This is a genomic window from Brevibacillus panacihumi (assembly GCF_003710985.1).
Lineage (GTDB): Bacteria > Bacillota > Bacilli > Brevibacillales > Brevibacillaceae > Brevibacillus > Brevibacillus panacihumi.
In genome coordinates this window covers 58319-73966 of record NZ_RHHT01000015.1, presented here as the reverse complement: position 1 = coordinate 73966, position 15648 = coordinate 58319, and the positions used below count along the sequence as shown (strand labels likewise).

Here is a 15648-nt window from a genome sequence, read left to right as displayed (position 1 = left end):
TCACCACCTTGTTGTTCGGCTTTATCTTCTGGAGTGTTCAGGGCTTTATTTTTCTTCCTGTGGCAGATGTCTGAGTGCTGGACCGGAATACCCGACCAGATCGTCGCGATTCGGGCAAGGCCCTTTGATCAGCAAGCCATTTTGCAACTCTTCCAGCGCATGGGCTACGATACCCATCCCGCGGGACAGTGCAAAGATTCCTTTCGCCGATTCTGCCGGTATGCCCAGCTCACATTGAATCGCTGCAGCCACCCCGTCGACGTTCATGGTCATTTTTCTATTTTTGCGCGCTTCCAGCTGACTCCTGAACGTTTCCGCAATTTTCAGGTATTTTCCTGAAATTTCTCCTTCTTCGACCAGAGCCTCTGCAAGCGCGTACAATCTTCTGATGCGCGGATCGTCATCATGCAATTGGTGACCGATGCCGCCCAGCTTCTCTTTCTTCTGTTCGAGAAGATCCAGCTCTTCCGCGATGACTTCATCGAATCCCAGATCAGGCTCGGCTTCGAGTCTTGCGTTTGTTTTGTAGAACAAGGCCATGGCCTTCTCCGCTGCTCCTCCGTGAATGTCGCCCAGCACATTGATGCCTGTAGCTACACAGGAGTTGAACGAAATCCCGCAAGTCGCTGCCATGCGAGCTGCTGCAATCGAGGGAGCTCTCGGTCCGTGATCAGCACCGGCTACTAAAACGCTTTCAAGCAAACGCGCTTTTTTCTCACTCAAGACCTCTCCACAAAGGAGGAGGTACAGCATTTGGCTATACGACAGGGTGCCAATCAATTCTTCGATCGGATAACCGCGGATGATAATTTCATTTTTTTTGATTTGGCTAATGGAGGTATCCCACCAGACAGCTCCATCCTTATAGGCGCTCAATGCACTCCTGCTCATCGGTCTCTCCACCTCTCTTTGCTCTCATGAAATCTCTTGCTCACAGTATAGCTGTTACTTTGCTAGGAATAAAATGAATAAAACTCATGGTATCCATGAGTTTTAGGAATTGGTTATTTGATTATGCCGTGACTTTGCTTGAGAAACCTCTTGAATTGGACGACTGCCGGGGACATGTAGCGATCATTGCGCCAGACCATCTGAATCACGCGTTTGCATACTGGCTTGGTAACGGTCAGAATCGAAATTTTCTCCATGTCCAGCCCCGGAATATACGGAATCAGCGCTACGCCGAAGTTGGCAGCCACAAACCCCGCGATCGTCTCATCCCCGACGCCTTCAAACGTGACGTTCGGCTTGAAGCCCGCTTCCTGGCAAAGCCTTTCGATCACTTCGCGAATGCCGCTCTCATGCTTGTAGGAGACGAATGGCTCGTCCGCCACTTCCTGCAGTTCAATTTTTGTCCGTGCAGCAAATCGATGCTCCTTCGGCACGATCAGATAGAGCGGTTCGTCGATCGCCACGACCGATTCGATATACTTGTTTTTCATCTGCTCATTGGGCGAGCACAGACCCAGATCGATTTCGCCAGCCTCCAGCAGATTCATGATTTTGCGGGTCGAGTCCTGGGTCAACTGAAACTGGATGCCGGGGTATTTTTCGCGAAAAACACTGATCAGATCGGGGACGAAGCTTGATCCCAAGGTATGGATAAAGGCAAGAGAGATCGTGCCTTGATATGGATTGTCCAAATCCCTGATCTCTTGTTTGGCCTGGTTGATCTCCTGAATGACCCGGTTCACATATGGCAACAGAATTTCTCCATATTGATTCAGCGTCACGCCCCTTACTTTGCGATCAAACAGGGGAACGCCCAGCTCCTCTTCCAGCTTGGCAATGGAGCGGCTGAGTGCCGATTGGGTCAATGCGAGTTCATCCGCTGCCTTGGTAAAATTCTGATGCTTGGCCAATGCCTGAAAATACTCAAGCTGCTGCCATTCCATGTATCGCTGCCTCCTCTACCCGATCTCGTATGCACTGGAATCACGGACTACGATTTGCGGCTGCAGTATGATACGCTGTGACTTCATATCCAGCCCTTCTATTCGTTTATGGAGAAGGTCTGCCGCATAAGTACCGATCAACTGCGGAGACGAAGAAACGGTCGTCAGGCTGGGAATAGAGGTTGCCGCCTCTTTAATATCGTCAAAGCCGACAACTGCAATGTCCTTGCCCGGGTTCAGCCCCGCCTCCTTCAGTCCTACCATCGCACCAAAAGCAATGACATCGTTATAGCAGAAGATGGCAGTCGGCGGTTCGGGATGACGCAGGATTTCCCTTACCGCTTCCAGCCCTCCCTCTCTCGTCATGGTACTTCCGATCATCAACGATTCGTCTACTTCCAGTCCGGCTTCTTCAAAAGCCTCACGGTACCCGGCCTCTCTGTCCTTCCACGAATGAGCTTCCATCGGGCCTCCCAGCAATGCGATGCGACGATGCCCTTTTGCGATGAGATGCTGCACAGCGATCTTGGCTCCCGGTCTAAAATCAACGCCGACATAATCCGTATCTGTTCCCGAGATCTCCTTGCCGACCAGAATAACCGGAATTCCCAGATTCACCATCTTGTTGATCGTTTCGATCGAACTCTTCGTAGCAGGGCAGAGGATGACGCCGCCCACCCGGTATTCCATCATCGTAGAAAGCAGGCTGTCCTGCTTTTTGCCCGATTCGGATGTCGTCCCGAGCAAGACCGTGTAGCCGTGCTTGTCCAGTTCCTGATGAACCCCGTCCAGAAGTTCGGAAAAATACGGATTGGCAATTTCCGTTATAATCATCCCTACGGTCGATGAGCTTTGGCTGCGCAGGTTGGCTGCGACGCGGTCATATACATACCCCAGTTCGCTCATCGATGCGAGGACTCTTTTTTGAGTAGCTTCAGAAATATTCTGACATTTGTTTCTGACGATCAAGGAGGCAGTCGTCTTCGATACACCTGCGTGATCTGCTACCTGCTGCAGCGTCACACGTGTTCTTTTTTTCTGTTTCACGATTGGGTACCACCTCGTAATCATATAGAACAGCACAAATTCATCCTAAACCAAAAAGAACAGCAAGTAAAGGAACGGCGGTCCCGCGCCGCTTCGTGCCTCCCCTGCCTTCCATGAAAGCAAAAAAGGCTGTACCCAAAGATTTGCCTCGGGAGACAGCCTTTATGCAACTATCACTTTCTATAGCTTACTTCCACATCCAACAGCTTGTCGATGGCGCCCGGTTTCGCCTGAATGAACTCCAGAACCAGCCCGTCCGGCAATAAGACCCAATTTTTTCCTTTTGGTAGAGAAGTGCAGCCCCAGGCGTACACCTCTTCCAACGCCTGTTCCAGATCCTCTGTCATGATGGCGATATGACCCAACCGCCCCTGACCGCCGGAAAAATCACTATCCGCGATCAATTGCAGGCCACCCAGCAGCCAAGCCTGTTTTGGCTCCTCTCTAGTCCCATCGACATTGACGAGCGGCAAGCCCAATGCCTCCTGAAAAAAGCGGATATGCCAGTGGATATCCTTCACAGAAAAGGCGACATGCTCCACATACGATTTTTTTGGATACACCCAAAGCTCCCCCTCTAGCGCTTTTTCCTCAGATGAGCCAGACCGGTCAAGAGCGTTTATGCCTCAACCCGTATTCGATTCCCTTCACGCAGGCCATCAGCACACTGTTGACCGGCGTCGGTACACCCCACTTCGCTCCCCAGCGCACGACGGAGCCATTGATAAAATCGATTTCGGTCGGCATTCCGCTTTCGATACTCTGCAGCATGGAAGGCTTGAAATCATCCGGCAACCCCTCGGCGGCTTTGATCCAGGCTTGCTCTGGGGCTTGGATCGATAGCTCTACCCCTGCTGCTTGCGCCACTGCGATCCCTTCTGCTACCGCTGAAAGCGCGCAATTCCGCAATTCCGGGACGCTGTACAATCCGCCGTACGGCAGCCTAGTAATGCTGCACAAGGCACCGGTAGCTAGGTTGATCAGCAGTTTGTCCCACATGATCCCCATGATATTGTCGCTGACCGTCGTCTCCAAGCCGGACTGATTGAACACATCGGCTACGCGCTTGACCCTCTCGGTTACCTGACCGTCCAGCTCGCCAATATAGGTGTGTTTGCCTTTCGTGCCAGCACTGACTTGTCCAGGATCGAGCATAACCCCGCCGACGTATGTCCGCCCGACCAGCACATGCTCCTTCCCTACTGCCTCTGCGATCATTTCTTCGTTGCCAAGTCCGTTCTGCAAAGACATCACCATGGTATGCTTCCCGATCATCGGGCGAGCCATCTCGATCGCTTCTTTCGTGTGGTAGGATTTCACCAACACGATCACCAGATCGACTGTACCTATCGACGAACAGTCTGTCGTTGCCCGCACCCGGACATTACGCCTATGGGTGCCTTCATGCAGGGTCAGTCCTTCCCTGTTCATGATGTGGACATATTCCGCAGATCGCCGAATCAGATACACTTCTGATCCCGCTTCGGTCAAGACACCACCGATGACGCTGCCCAATGCCCCTGATCCCAGAATCGCTATTTTCACCTTGCTCCCCCCACAGACTGCTTTCGATTCTACTTGCTTAGTCTTTTCTCTTGATTCCGAGTTCTTCTGGATGGACTTTTGCCACTCCCGCATCTTGCAGCAGCCATGCAGTCGTCGATTGCCAGTCCTTCCAGAACTTCACCGCTTCTTCACCGGACAACCCCAACGAGACAGCTCCTCTTTGCTTTAAAAATTCCTGAAATTCCGGCTCTTGCTGTGCTTTTGCAAAGTCGGCAACCAGTCTGCGCTTGATCTCGTCAGGGGTATCGGCTTTGACCCAGACGCCGTAAAAAGGACCCCACGGCAAAAACTTCTTAATGTCTGGAACCGATTCCAAAATGGCCGGCACGTCTTTGGCCTGTTCGACACGCTCTTCGTTCACGACTGCGAGGATTCGCACTTTTCCGGCTTTCATGTTTTCCAACGCTGCCGTCAATCCGGTCACTGTTACATCGACGTGACCGCCGAGTACTGCCGTCAAGGCCGGTCCGCCGCCTTCGAAAGGAACCATGTTAAACTCCACATTCGTTGCTGCGCTCAGCATGGTACTGACAATGAAATCCATGGTAGCCTGTCCGGTCGAACCCATTTTGACTTTTCCTGGATTCGCCAACGCTTCCTGAATCAGATCATCGATCGTATGATAAGGAGACTCTGTCGAGACAATAATTGCCGGTACGGCACTCGCCATAATATTGATCGGGTAAAAGTCTGCAAAATCCGTTTTGGAAATGCCCAGCACACCGTAGCTCGCTGCATTTTCAGCCGTGAAGAGCAGATGGTAGCCGTCCGGCTTTTTATCTGCGACATACTGCAAACCAATCGCCCCATTGGCACCTGTTTTATTGCTGAGAACGATGGACTGCCCCAAATTCTTCTCAGCCAACGGCACAATTGCACGTGTGATCGTGTCAGTATCGCCGCCGGCCCCCCAAGGGATCACACCCGTTATTGTTTGCCTTGGGTAGTCATCCACTGCGGATTGTCCGGCAGATGTACTGGTTGACGATCCGCATCCTGCGGTCAACATCATAGCAGAAACGATCAGAAAAGTGAATGTTTTGCGAAAACGGAACATATCACAGCCTCCTTTACGAATAGCTTGCTAGACTGGGAAAAATTTCAGGATATGCTCTGCATAGGTGCAGATCTCGTCGTTTTGGTTAAACACTTCCACCTTGGCTCTCGTTCGCAAATTCGCTTCATCTACCTCGATAATCGTGTACTTGGCTGTAAGGGTGTCTCCAAAAAAGACCGGCTTGATAAAGCGCAGTCGGTCATACCCGTAAGAGACGCTCGGCAGGCTTGCTTTTGCCTGCACCTGGATCAGGGTCGAAGCCGTGGAACCGATTGCAAGCGAGATGATGCCGTGCGCGATCCGCGTCTTGTATTTGGTGGTTTTCATGAATTCTTCGTCGGTATGCATTTGGCTGTAATCTCCGGTGATGTCGGCGAATTGATACACCTCTGTCTCTGTGATTGTTTTGGAAAAAGAGCAGGTGTCCCCTACTTGAAAAGGCAATACGTTACTCATGTTCATTCCTCCTCGGATTTTTCGTTCATTTCGTTTTGTTTATCCACTCGTTGCGAATCCCCATCGGCTGCGGCAGGAACAGGCGGCGGTCCATTTCTTTGAGATCATCCGCTATCTGCGGCCGGAAACCCATGTGACGGATGACGTCCTGCTCCACGTCCAGTCCCGGAGCGATTTCACACAGCTCCAGGCCTGTTGGCGTCAGACGAAAGACGGCACGTTCTGTTATGTAGATGACTTCCTGTCCGCGACGAAGGGCATCCATGCCGTTAAATGTGATTTCTGACACATGTGGAACCAGTTTCTGAAAGCGTCCCTCCTGGGCAATCCGCACACTCCCGTTTTCGATTTCTGTCTTTAATCCGCCAGCCGTCAAGGTACCGCTGAAAATCACTTTTTTCGTGTTCTGGCTGATATTGATAAACCCGCCTGTCCCCATGATTTTTCCGTTGAACTTATGGACGTTCACATGTCCCGATTGATCTGCCTCGGCAAAGCTCAAGAAGCAGACATCCAACCCTCCGCCGTCGTAAAAGTCGAATTGCGCCGGCATGTCCAGCAATGCCTGCATATTCACGCTTGCCCCGAAAAAGATGCCTTGGGCACTAACCCCGCCGATTGGACCCGTCTCCACCGTCAATGTCATCTCTTCGCTCACGCCTTCTTCACGAGCGACCATTCCGATGCCGTCCGAGATCCCCACTCCGACATTTCCGACATCGCCTGGCTTCACTTCATGTAGGGCACGACGAGCGATTACCTTGCGCTCGTTAAGCGGAAGCGGAATGACCTCTCCCGTCTCCATGACATAGTCCCCGGAAAAAAATCGATTGACCGAACCGGCGTACAACTGGGGCTGATCATGATCCACGACGACCGCATCCACGAGATAGCCCGGAATTTTGACCGACTTCGGATGCAGCGTGCGCGACTTGACCAGGCGTTGGACCTGCGCGATGACAATTCCCCCGTTGTTGTGAGCAGCCTGAGCCATCGCCAGCGCATCCAGATAAGCGATCTCGTCTTCCATGCTGATATATCCTTCGGTGTCGGCTGTCGTTCCCCGGATGATCGCGACGTCAGGCCGTATTGCCGGATAGAACAGCCATTTTTCTCCATCGATTTCCATCAGTCGGATGAGTTCTTCCTGTGTCCGCTCGTTCAATCTCCCTCCCTTTTGCCTCGGATCGACGAAGGTTCCCAAACCAACATGGCTAAGGATTCCCGGATGTCCTGCTGCTGCAGCCCGCAACAGCTGGCTCATGACACCCTGTGGAAAATTGTAGGCTTCAATCTCATTTCGTTCCGCCATTTCAGCAAGGCGTGGCGACTGTCCCCAGTGTCCGCCGATAATGCGTTTGACCATTCCAGGCTGAGCCAGCGGGGACATCCCACGCTCTGCACGATCTCCCAGGCCTGTCGAATGCCAGTATGTGAGATCACACGGTTCCTGGGTGTCCCGGAAACGCCGAGCAAGAGCATCGATCACCTGTGTCGGCTCCAGCAAACCGCCACCGGCGCCACAAAAAGTGATAGTCGCTCCCGAGGGAATCCACTTGACCGCCTCATCGGCGCTGACAACCAAAACCGCATTTCCCTTTCGCAATGGTTTCACAGCCCAATCACTCCCATCTCTGTTTGACTTTCTGCGCAAAAGCACTGTAAAAACAATTAGTGTATCGATTTAGTATTTCGATATACTATATCGATACAGTAGATTATAATCAGGCCACTTTCACCTTGTCAAACAAATATCAATTTTTCGAAAATTGCCCTTTCCTCCATCTCTGTTTGCGTATTTTTTCCACCCAGCTTTAGGAATGTAAATCAATAAAGAAATCCGGCCAATTTACATTGACACAAACTGCTTTTTCGCTTCATAATGGACGTTATAAAGTTCGCCAGTGAGCTACAAGAACAAGGAAAGAGAGTAAAAAAATGACTGAAAATATAGATATATCGATTCGCGAGAAAAACATTGCCTTCATCGGTTTCATGGGTGCCGGCAAAACCACCATCGGCCAGCTTGTCGCCAAAAAGCTGTACCGGGATTTCATCGACATCGACGAGGAGATCGAACGCATTCATCAGATGCCGATCTCCCAGATTTTCAAGGAAATGGGAGAAGCGAGCTTCCGCAAGATGGAGCGCGAGCTGATCGTCTCCCTTTGCAAAAATACTCGTGTCAAGATTCTGTCTCTGGGCGGAGGGGCGTATCTTCAAGAAGAAGTGCGCAAGGCTTGCCTGGCCAACTGCATCGTCTTTTTCCTCGATCTGTCCTGGGAGTCCTGGAAAGAACGGATTCCGCTGATCATCGACAGCCGGCCAATTCTGCAAAACAAGTCTCTGGATGAAATCGAGGAGCTGTTCCTGAACAGACGGTCCGCCTACAATATCCATCATTCCCGGATTACGACCAGCGAGCTGGACGCCGAGTCCGTAGCCGATCAGATCGTCGAGTCATTGAAGCTGGCGTGGGACATATACGAGCCGAATCGCAGTATATTTGATTAATGAAAACGTAGTAACCGTACCTGCTTCTATTGAGGTGTAGAGGAAACAGAAAAACAAAGAAGTCTTCAGACCCAATGCCAACATGGATCTGAAGACTTTTTTTGTACCGATTTGGATTTTTTGTTCAGAAAGCGGAACCAGCCAATCCGGAGGCGCATGATTCACGCACCACGAGCTGTGGCTTCAAAATAATCCGCTGGGGACCCTCGTCCAATCCGCGTATACGCTGATGCAAAAGATCTGCGGCATGCGCTCCGACCAGCTCGGGGGTGGCCGCGATCGTCGTCAGACTGGGGTTGTAGATGGCTGCCTCTTTAATATTGTCAAAGCCCACGATGGCCAAATCCTTGCCGGGAGTCAATCCCGCCTCTTTCAAGCCGTGCATGACGCCAAACGAGACGACGTCGTTGTAGCAAAATGCCGCAGTCGGCGGATTCGGGCTGTTGAGGACCTTCCGCAATACTTCTACCCCACCTTGCACAGTGGCATGTCCCTCAATCCACAGAGATCGGTCGACGGCCAAACCGGCCTCTTCATGTGCGAGCAAATAGCCGCGATTCCGGTCTTTCCATGCCGTAGACTCCGATGGTCCCCCGAGAAAAGCGATCCGTCGATGCCCCAATCTGATGAGGTGATCCACGGCCAGTTTTCCGCCCTCGACGTTGTCGATTCCCACGTAGTCACAATTGGACCCGGGAATGTCCTTGGCGACCAGCACGACAGGGATGTCCCATTTTCGCAAACGCTCGATGGTTTCCATCGTGCTTTTGGAGACTGGACTCAGGATCACCCCACCGACTCGGTATTCCAGCATGGTGGACAAGAGCGTGTCTTGCTTGTCCTTCAAGTCAAAGGTGGTTCCGAGAATAACCGTATAGCCATCCTTATCTAGCGACTGATGGACACCGACCAGCAATTCGGAAAAGAACGGGTTGTCGATCTCGGTAATGAGCAACCCGACTGTTGACGAGTGCTGGGACCGCAGATTAGCGGCGACACGATCATAGACATAGCCTAATTCCCGCATCGACTCCAGTACTTTCTTGCGGGTAGCCTCGGAAATGTTGGTGCTGCCGCGCACGATCAAGGAAGCGGTAGCGCGTGAGACTCCGGCGTGTTCTGCTACCTGTTGAAGCGTAACGCGGCGTCTTTTTTCCCGTTTCTCGATTGGAATCACCTGCTTGCCGCATGTAGTCAATGAACATCAATATTTTACCATTGTCTCAAACATTGGCATAGAAGCAATTATGGTTTGAAATGGCGACTACATGAACCACTCCAGCGGCACCAATACGATGGACGGGAACAAGGTGAGCAACAGGAGGATCAGCACTTCCACCAGCAAAAACGGCCAGATCCCTTTCATGATGTCATCAATTCCGATTTTTCCTACGCCACATGCCACATTCAGAACCGTGCCGACTGGAGGCGTCAACAGACCAATGCAGTTGTTGAGGACGAAAATGACTCCGAAATACACAGGGTCAATCCCTGCTGCGTTCACAATTGGCATCAGCACAGGAGTCAGGATCAGGATAGTCGGGGTTGAATCCATGGCAGTCCCCACTATCAAGACCAATGCGTTGATCGCAAGCAGCAGAAGCAGCGGATGCTCAATCAACGGCGCAAGCAGATGGTTCATCAGGTCAGGGATATTGGCCACCGTAATCAGCCAGGCTGTCACCATCGCGGCTGCTACCAGGAACATGACGGTGCTTGTCGTCTTCGCTGCAGCGACGAGCACCCTGTACAGCTCGCCCAATTTCAGCTCGCGATAGACGCATAGCCCCACAAACAAGGCGTAAAATGCCGCCACGACCGCAGCCTCCGTCGGCGTAAAGATCCCTCCGCGCAGTCCGGCGATAATGATGACTGGCAGCATCAGTGCCCAGATCGCCTGGCGTGCTGCAAGCCAAATCTCTTTCGGTGTCTTGCGCGGGAATACTTGGACATCGTCTTTTCGGACTACCAGCCACCAGGTAACCATCAGCCCGATTCCGATCAGAAGCCCCGGGACGATCCCCGCCATAAACAGCTTGGTGATCGATACTCCGCTCGTCACCCCGAATATAATGAATGGAATGCTCGGCGGAATGATGGGAGCGATAATCCCGCCGGCTGCGATCAGACCTGCCGAACGGTTGCGATCATACCCCGCTTTGATCATCATCGGAATCAGGATGGCTCCGAGTGCTGCGGTATCCGCTACAGCAGAACCAGACAGACCTGCAAACAGAACGCTGGCGAGAATAGCCACATAGCCCAGTCCTCCGCGAATATGACCAAAGATCGACATGGCGAAGTTGATGATCCGGCTGGAAATCCCGCCGGCATTCATCAGTTCCCCTGCCAAAATGAAGAACGGCACCGCCATCATCGGAAAGCTGTCAGCTCCATTGATCAGGTTCTGCGCGATAATCTGGCTGTCGAACAGGCCCAGCAAAATCATCAGGGCGACTCCGCTGACGAGCAACGCCAGCGCAATCGGCATTCCCAGCGCCATGACGGCAAGCAGCGAACCCGCAAATACAACCAGTGTCATCTACCGGTTCCCTCCCGTCACAGACTGATTATGATTTGTGTCCAATGCTTCAAGCATGATCTCTTCTTCAGACTCCCTGGTCCTCATCAATTCATGCAGTCGGTCCTTATGAAACAAAGCGATATACAAATGATGCAGTACGACAATTCCCATCCCCACACTCATGACGATTCCAATCCCGTAAATCAAGGACATCGGCAGTCCCGTAGCAGGCGCATGGGCAGTCGTGCTGACCAGGGTCAATTTCCAGCTGCCGTCGAGGACAAGCCATAGCACGTACAAAACGATGAGATTGCTGATGGTGAAGGCGATTCTTTTCGCCTGCAATGGCAGCTTTTTAATGAACATGTCGACTCCAAGATGACCATTGTCCTTCAAGGCCCCGATCGCCCCGAGAAACGTCAGCCAGACGAAGAAGAAGCGGGACATTTCCTCCGACCAGGTAATGCCGGAGTCGAAGGCATAGCGCAGCACGACGTTGCCGAAGACTAGAATCGCCATGCCGGACAAGCAGATCGCCATCAACACATCTGTGATTTTGGAAAACAGGGAGAAAAGTTTCGCCATAGATGCCCCTCCTCGAGAAGAAAATGAACCCCCGTCTCTATTTGTTTGCTTCTCTCAGTTTGTTGACCAGGTCTTCTCCCAGTTTGGCAGCGTATTTATCATAGATCGGCTTCATCGCCTCGAAGAAGCGCTGCTTTTCTTCCGCCGTCAGTTCAGTGACTGTCATGCCGTTGTTCGCCAGGTACTCCTCTGCCTGCTTGGTCTCTTCCTGATTCAATTGGCGTTGGTAGTTTTTCGCCTCGTCGGCTGCCTTCTTGACCCATTCTTTCTCCTGATCCGAAAGCGAATCCCAGAATTTCTTGCTCAGCAAAAACGGACTTGCGTTGTACACATGGCCTGTTTTGGTATAGTATTTTTGCACCTCGTAGAACTTGGAGGAGGTGACATTCCCGGCCGGGTTCTCTTGTCCATCAACTACGTTCTGCTCCAATGCGGTAAACAGCTCGGTGAAAGCCATTGGCGTAGGGGTAGCACCCATTTCCTTCCACATGTCGATGTGGAGCTCATTTTCCAATGTCCGAATCTTCAGACCCTTGATGTCGTCGACTGTTTTGACTTCCCGCTTGTTATTGGTCAGGTTGCGGAAGCCATTTTCCCAGTAGTTCAAACCAATTACGCCTGCAGCCGGCAATTCATCCAGCAGTTCTTTTCCGATCGGTCCGTCCAAAATCTCGTACGCCGTCTTTTCATCCTTGAACAGGAACGGCAGGTCGAGCGCGGTAAAGCGTTCGACGTCGACGGCAATCGGTCCGCTGGACATCGTAGAACCCTGGATCGTGCCCACCTTCATCGCGTCAAATACTGCGCGGTCCCCGCCCAGCTTCCCGTCGGCATACACTTCCACCTTGAAAGCGCCCGCGGATTCCTTTTCGAGAATTTCGCCAAACTTGATCAAGCCTTTGGTCAGCGATCTGTCCTGGGCTGTCACGACCGCAAGCTTGACAACCTTGGTCTCGGCGGCTTTCTGTTCACCACTGCCGTTAGTGCCTTGCGGAGCTGCAGATTGTGACGAACATCCAGCCAGAGCGAGCATGCAGGTCAACACGGAGAAAATAACAAACTTTTTCATAAAACATCCACCTCATTCGCTTTTTTTATTTTGCTTTGCTTAACTCACCTATTGGTCAATGCCTCTCTTTAGGTTTTGGCGATCCCCCCCTGACTGCAAACGTCGCTCTCCCAACATTCATGCCTGTCTGCCAGTTTCACACCCCGTTGAAGGACAGAATGATTTTTCCATAATTGCCTGTTAAAGCGTTTTCAAATGCTTGCTGAAAAGATGTGAACGGCATGATACTTGAAACAATTGCATCGACGCAAAAATGCGGGTCACGCAAATATTCAATCGTTTGCAGGTAATCGGAAGGGAAGTTATAGATAATCGTGCCGTAAAGGGTCAGTTCATTGCGAACCACATAGGCCACAGGGAGGATCGCCTCTGGCGCCAAACCGATGACGACCATGGAACCGCCTGGACGGACGAGCTGTATGCCATTCTCCACAGAGCTGCTTGTGCCTCCGGCTTCGATCACCACATCAAAGCGCCTGGATTCGAGAGCCAAATCCTCCGGCAATACTGCGCGGATGTCCCCGATCTGCTTTACCAGTTCCAGCTTGTGCGGGTTGATATCGACAGCGGTGACCCGCGCTCCCAGATGATGCGCCAATGCCGCTGCCAGCATGCCTTCATTGCCGCAGCCGATAATGCAGACTGTAGTCTCCTTCGTAATTTTTACCTTCTTGAAAGCATGCACGACAACCGCAAAAGGCTCGATGAGCACCGCTTTTTCGTTCGGCAGATCATCCGGGAGAGGCAGCACGTATTTGGATGAAATCAGGAACTCCTGCGAAAAACCGCCGTCCATATTGACACCGAGCGATTTCTTGCGCTCACATATATTGGTGTCTCCATTCCGGCAGTAGCTGCACTCCCCGCAAAACGTATTGGGCAGAATGACAACCCTTGCTCCTACCTCGACAGAGGCGTCCGGCCCCGCATGGATGACCGTGCCTACCAATTCATGGCCCGGTCGCAGAGGATAGACAGCATGCTTGAGCTTCCCGAGATAGACACCGACATCGGAACCGCAGATCCCGCCGTAGATGACACGGATTTTCACTTCATCCCCTACAGGATCTGCAAGAGGCTCCATTTCCCTGATTTTCATTTCTTTTGGTTTCTCTAAAAACAACTCCAACACCTGATCCCACCACCATGTTGTTATTCACCTTTTATTAGATCGATCTAATAATACTCAAAAAATATATGCTCGCCCCGTGATATGAGCTGCACGAACATGCTCGCAGTCTATATTGACTTAACTGGATCGATCTAATAAAATAGAGAAATTATTTGTACTGACTCCACCTTTCTTGTGCAGATTTCATGCACTAGATCGATCTAGTAGCATTATATTCTCCACATGAAAGCGGTGTCAATACAATTTTCAGAAAACACCTATTGTTTCGTCTATGAAAGGAAGTCATGAAATGCGGGTCTTCTTGTATACTACCTTGATACTGTTGTACATGCTGTCGCAATTCATCCCTCATTTGTACCTAAGCTACACGATCGGCGTCATTGCAGTCATAACCTGCTTCATTTCCGCCTTTCATGCAAGGGGTCTGCATCGCATTACAGGCTTTGTTTTTCTCGTGCTCGGGATCTTTCTTTTTATCTACAACGACCTGGAGTGGTACACGTTTTTCCTGCAGTTTCAATCCATGCTGGGCCTTCTGTCGCTTTTTGTCGTCCTGCCCTTTATCAATTCGCTCATTCGGATCGGGCGTTACGACAAAAGCTTGAGCCAACTTTTGCAGGACCGGGTGACGCGCTTGACCAGTCTGTACAAGCGTAGCTTTCTGGTCTGCCATTTTCTCGGCGTGTTCTTGAATATGGCTGCCCTGCCCCTGCTGATCCAGTCGGTCAAGCCATCCCTTCCTACCATGTCCAGGGATGAAATCAACCAGTTTTTCACGAAAAATCTGCTTCGCGCCTACGCCCTGTGCCTGACGTGGAGCCCCATGGAAGTCATCGTGAGCAGATCGATCGATATTACCCAAGCGCAGTACTATATGATTCTTCCCATCGTTCTGGGGATCGCAGCGATCGCCACGGGTGTGGACTTTGTCCTGTCCGGCCGCCGCTACAAAGAGATCCCGGTGTCCATGACGCAGACGCAGGAAGTCGATCTCAAAAAGGTCATCAAAAAAGTGGCGCAGATGCTGGGCATGCTCTTTCTGTTCATTGTTCTGGTAACGATTACGCAGCAAATGCTGGGGCAAGGCTTTCTGTTCTCTGTAGTCCTGCTGCTGGTTCCGTTTTCTATCTTCTGGGCAGCATGCCTGAAGAAGACCAAAATTTTTCTGTCTGCAACCATTCCGCATTGGAAGGTGCGCGTCGATGGGTTGGCCAATTACTTTTTCATGTTTTTGAGTGCCGGATTGTTCGTGGGGGTTTTGGCAATCTCCGGGATGCTGTCGTTTTTGGAGCCGCTCTTCCAGTACGCAGCCGAGACGCCAGTCTTTCTCTATCTCTTTATCGGGGCTTATTTTTTGGTAACGGCGTTCATCGGCTTTCATCCCTTGATTTCTCAAACCTTCTTGGCCGAGTTTCTCGTTCCGATCCTGCCGCAGGTGGCAACCTTGCCTCTCGCTGTCGTCCTTGTGACATGCGGCCTATCCACCATCATGTACAGCCCGTTCAACCTGTCTGTCTCGCTTTTATCCAGCGAGCTGAAAATCAACCCGTTCCGCATGGCGGGCTGGAACGTCGGGTACGGTGTGGTGTATATCCTGATCAGCATTGTCGTAGCGTTAGGTTTGGAGTGGGCGTTTTATTGAGGAAGGAAACATGGCAGTCTATGCTTCGAAAGTCGACCCTCCCGGGAGAAAAACCGAGGAGGGTTTTTCTTGTGGAAAATGTATGACATAAGCGAAAAATTTTCTATTTCTTTTTTCACGATTCTGATAAAATTACAATCGACAAATTTCGCCTTTTCAGG

General features: G+C 51.4%; 15 protein-coding genes. 2 read left to right on the top strand and 13 right to left on the bottom strand.

Annotated elements, in window-relative coordinates; genetic code table 11:
• Positions 1–45: 45 nt before the first annotated feature.
• The 8 genes from EDM58_RS08150 to EDM58_RS08115 form a co-directional block, all read right to left on the bottom strand.
• Positions 46–891 (bottom strand): citryl-CoA lyase, encoded by an 846-nt coding sequence (locus tag EDM58_RS08150; RefSeq protein ID WP_023557551.1) that lies wholly within the window; start codon positions 889–891, stop codon positions 46–48.
• A 113-nt stretch (positions 892–1004) separates the two neighbouring features.
• Positions 1005–1895 carry a LysR family transcriptional regulator gene (locus EDM58_RS08145; RefSeq protein WP_122912894.1) on the bottom strand — a complete coding sequence of 297 codons (891 nt, stop codon included), beginning with the start codon at positions 1893–1895 and terminating at the stop codon, positions 1005–1007.
• A 15-nt stretch (positions 1896–1910) separates the two neighbouring features.
• Positions 1911–2942, bottom strand: a complete 1032-nt coding sequence (locus EDM58_RS08140) for a LacI family DNA-binding transcriptional regulator (RefSeq protein ID WP_246000577.1) — start codon at positions 2940–2942, stop codon at positions 1911–1913.
• Positions 2943–3115: 173 nt separating this feature from the next.
• Positions 3116–3505: a VOC family protein gene (locus EDM58_RS08135; protein WP_122912893.1), complete on the bottom strand. Its 390-nt coding sequence runs from the start codon at positions 3503–3505 to the stop codon at positions 3116–3118.
• 46 nt (positions 3506–3551) lie between these two features.
• Positions 3552–4487: a ketopantoate reductase family protein gene (locus EDM58_RS08130; protein ID WP_122912892.1), complete on the bottom strand. Its 936-nt coding sequence runs from the start codon at positions 4485–4487 to the stop codon at positions 3552–3554.
• A 37-nt stretch (positions 4488–4524) separates the two neighbouring features.
• Complete coding sequence (locus EDM58_RS08125) at positions 4525–5565, bottom strand: Bug family tripartite tricarboxylate transporter substrate binding protein (RefSeq protein ID WP_122912891.1); 1041 nt, start codon at positions 5563–5565, stop codon at positions 4525–4527.
• Between the two features lie 27 nt (positions 5566–5592).
• Entirely contained in the window at positions 5593–6021 is a 429-nt protein-coding gene (locus tag EDM58_RS08120) for a MaoC family dehydratase (protein ID WP_122912890.1), read from the bottom strand.
• Positions 6022–6046: 25 nt separating this feature from the next.
• Positions 6047–7636 (bottom strand): acyl CoA:acetate/3-ketoacid CoA transferase, encoded by a 1590-nt coding sequence (locus tag EDM58_RS08115; RefSeq protein ID WP_221175405.1) that lies wholly within the window; start codon positions 7634–7636, stop codon positions 6047–6049.
• A gap of 323 nt (positions 7637–7959) precedes the next feature.
• Here EDM58_RS08115 and EDM58_RS08110 point away from each other — a divergent pair, with 323 nt between their 5' ends.
• Positions 7960–8535: a shikimate kinase gene (locus EDM58_RS08110; protein WP_122912889.1), complete on the top strand. Its 576-nt coding sequence runs from the start codon at positions 7960–7962 to the stop codon at positions 8533–8535.
• Between the two features lie 124 nt (positions 8536–8659).
• Here EDM58_RS08110 and EDM58_RS08105 read toward each other — a convergent pair whose 3' ends face one another.
• From EDM58_RS08105 to EDM58_RS08085, 5 genes are all read right to left on the bottom strand, one after another.
• Positions 8660–9712, bottom strand: a complete 1053-nt coding sequence (locus EDM58_RS08105) for a LacI family DNA-binding transcriptional regulator (RefSeq protein WP_246000576.1) — start codon at positions 9710–9712, stop codon at positions 8660–8662.
• An 87-nt stretch (positions 9713–9799) separates the two neighbouring features.
• Positions 9800–11077, bottom strand: a complete 1278-nt coding sequence (locus EDM58_RS08100) for a TRAP transporter large permease (protein ID WP_122912887.1) — start codon at positions 11075–11077, stop codon at positions 9800–9802.
• Positions 11078–11644, bottom strand: coding sequence for a TRAP transporter small permease (locus EDM58_RS08095; protein ID WP_246000574.1), 567 nt, complete (start codon positions 11642–11644; stop codon positions 11078–11080).
• Positions 11645–11681: 37 nt separating this feature from the next.
• Complete coding sequence (locus EDM58_RS08090) at positions 11682–12713, bottom strand: TRAP transporter substrate-binding protein (protein WP_122912886.1); 1032 nt, start codon at positions 12711–12713, stop codon at positions 11682–11684.
• 136 nt (positions 12714–12849) lie between these two features.
• Positions 12850–13845, bottom strand: coding sequence for a zinc-dependent alcohol dehydrogenase (locus EDM58_RS08085; RefSeq protein ID WP_122912885.1), 996 nt, complete (start codon positions 13843–13845; stop codon positions 12850–12852).
• Positions 13846–14134: 289 nt separating this feature from the next.
• Between EDM58_RS08085 and EDM58_RS08080 the strand changes: the two genes are divergently transcribed.
• Entirely contained in the window at positions 14135–15487 is a 1353-nt protein-coding gene (locus tag EDM58_RS08080; RefSeq protein ID WP_122912884.1) for a hypothetical protein, read from the top strand.
• Positions 15488–15648: the final 161 nt, after the last annotated feature.

Bases quoted from the DNA above. Each gene is read 5' to 3' on its own strand.
- EDM58_RS08150 (WP_023557551.1), bottom strand. From the start codon at position 891: ATGAGCAGGAGTGCATTGAGCGCCTATAAGGATGGAGCTGTCTGGTGG.
- EDM58_RS08145 (WP_122912894.1), bottom strand. From the start codon at position 1,895: ATGGAATGGCAGCAGCTTGAGTATTTTCAGGCATTGGCCAAGCATCAG.
- EDM58_RS08125 (WP_122912891.1), bottom strand. From the start codon at position 5,565: ATGTTCCGTTTTCGCAAAACATTCACTTTTCTGATCGTTTCTGCTATG.
- EDM58_RS08120 (WP_122912890.1), bottom strand. From the start codon at position 6,021: ATGAGTAACGTATTGCCTTTTCAAGTAGGGGACACCTGCTCTTTTTCC.
- EDM58_RS08110 (WP_122912889.1), top strand. From the start codon at position 7,960: ATGACTGAAAATATAGATATATCGATTCGCGAGAAAAACATTGCCTTC.
- EDM58_RS08100 (WP_122912887.1), bottom strand. From the start codon at position 11,077: ATGACACTGGTTGTATTTGCGGGTTCGCTGCTTGCCGTCATGGCGCTG.
- EDM58_RS08095 (WP_246000574.1), bottom strand. From the start codon at position 11,644: ATGGCGAAACTTTTCTCCCTGTTTTCCAAAATCACAGATGTGTTGATG.
- EDM58_RS08090 (WP_122912886.1), bottom strand. From the start codon at position 12,713: ATGAAAAAGTTTGTTATTTTCTCCGTGTTGACCTGCATGCTCGCTCTG.
- EDM58_RS08080 (WP_122912884.1), top strand. From the start codon at position 14,135: ATGCGGGTCTTCTTGTATACTACCTTGATACTGTTGTACATGCTGTCG.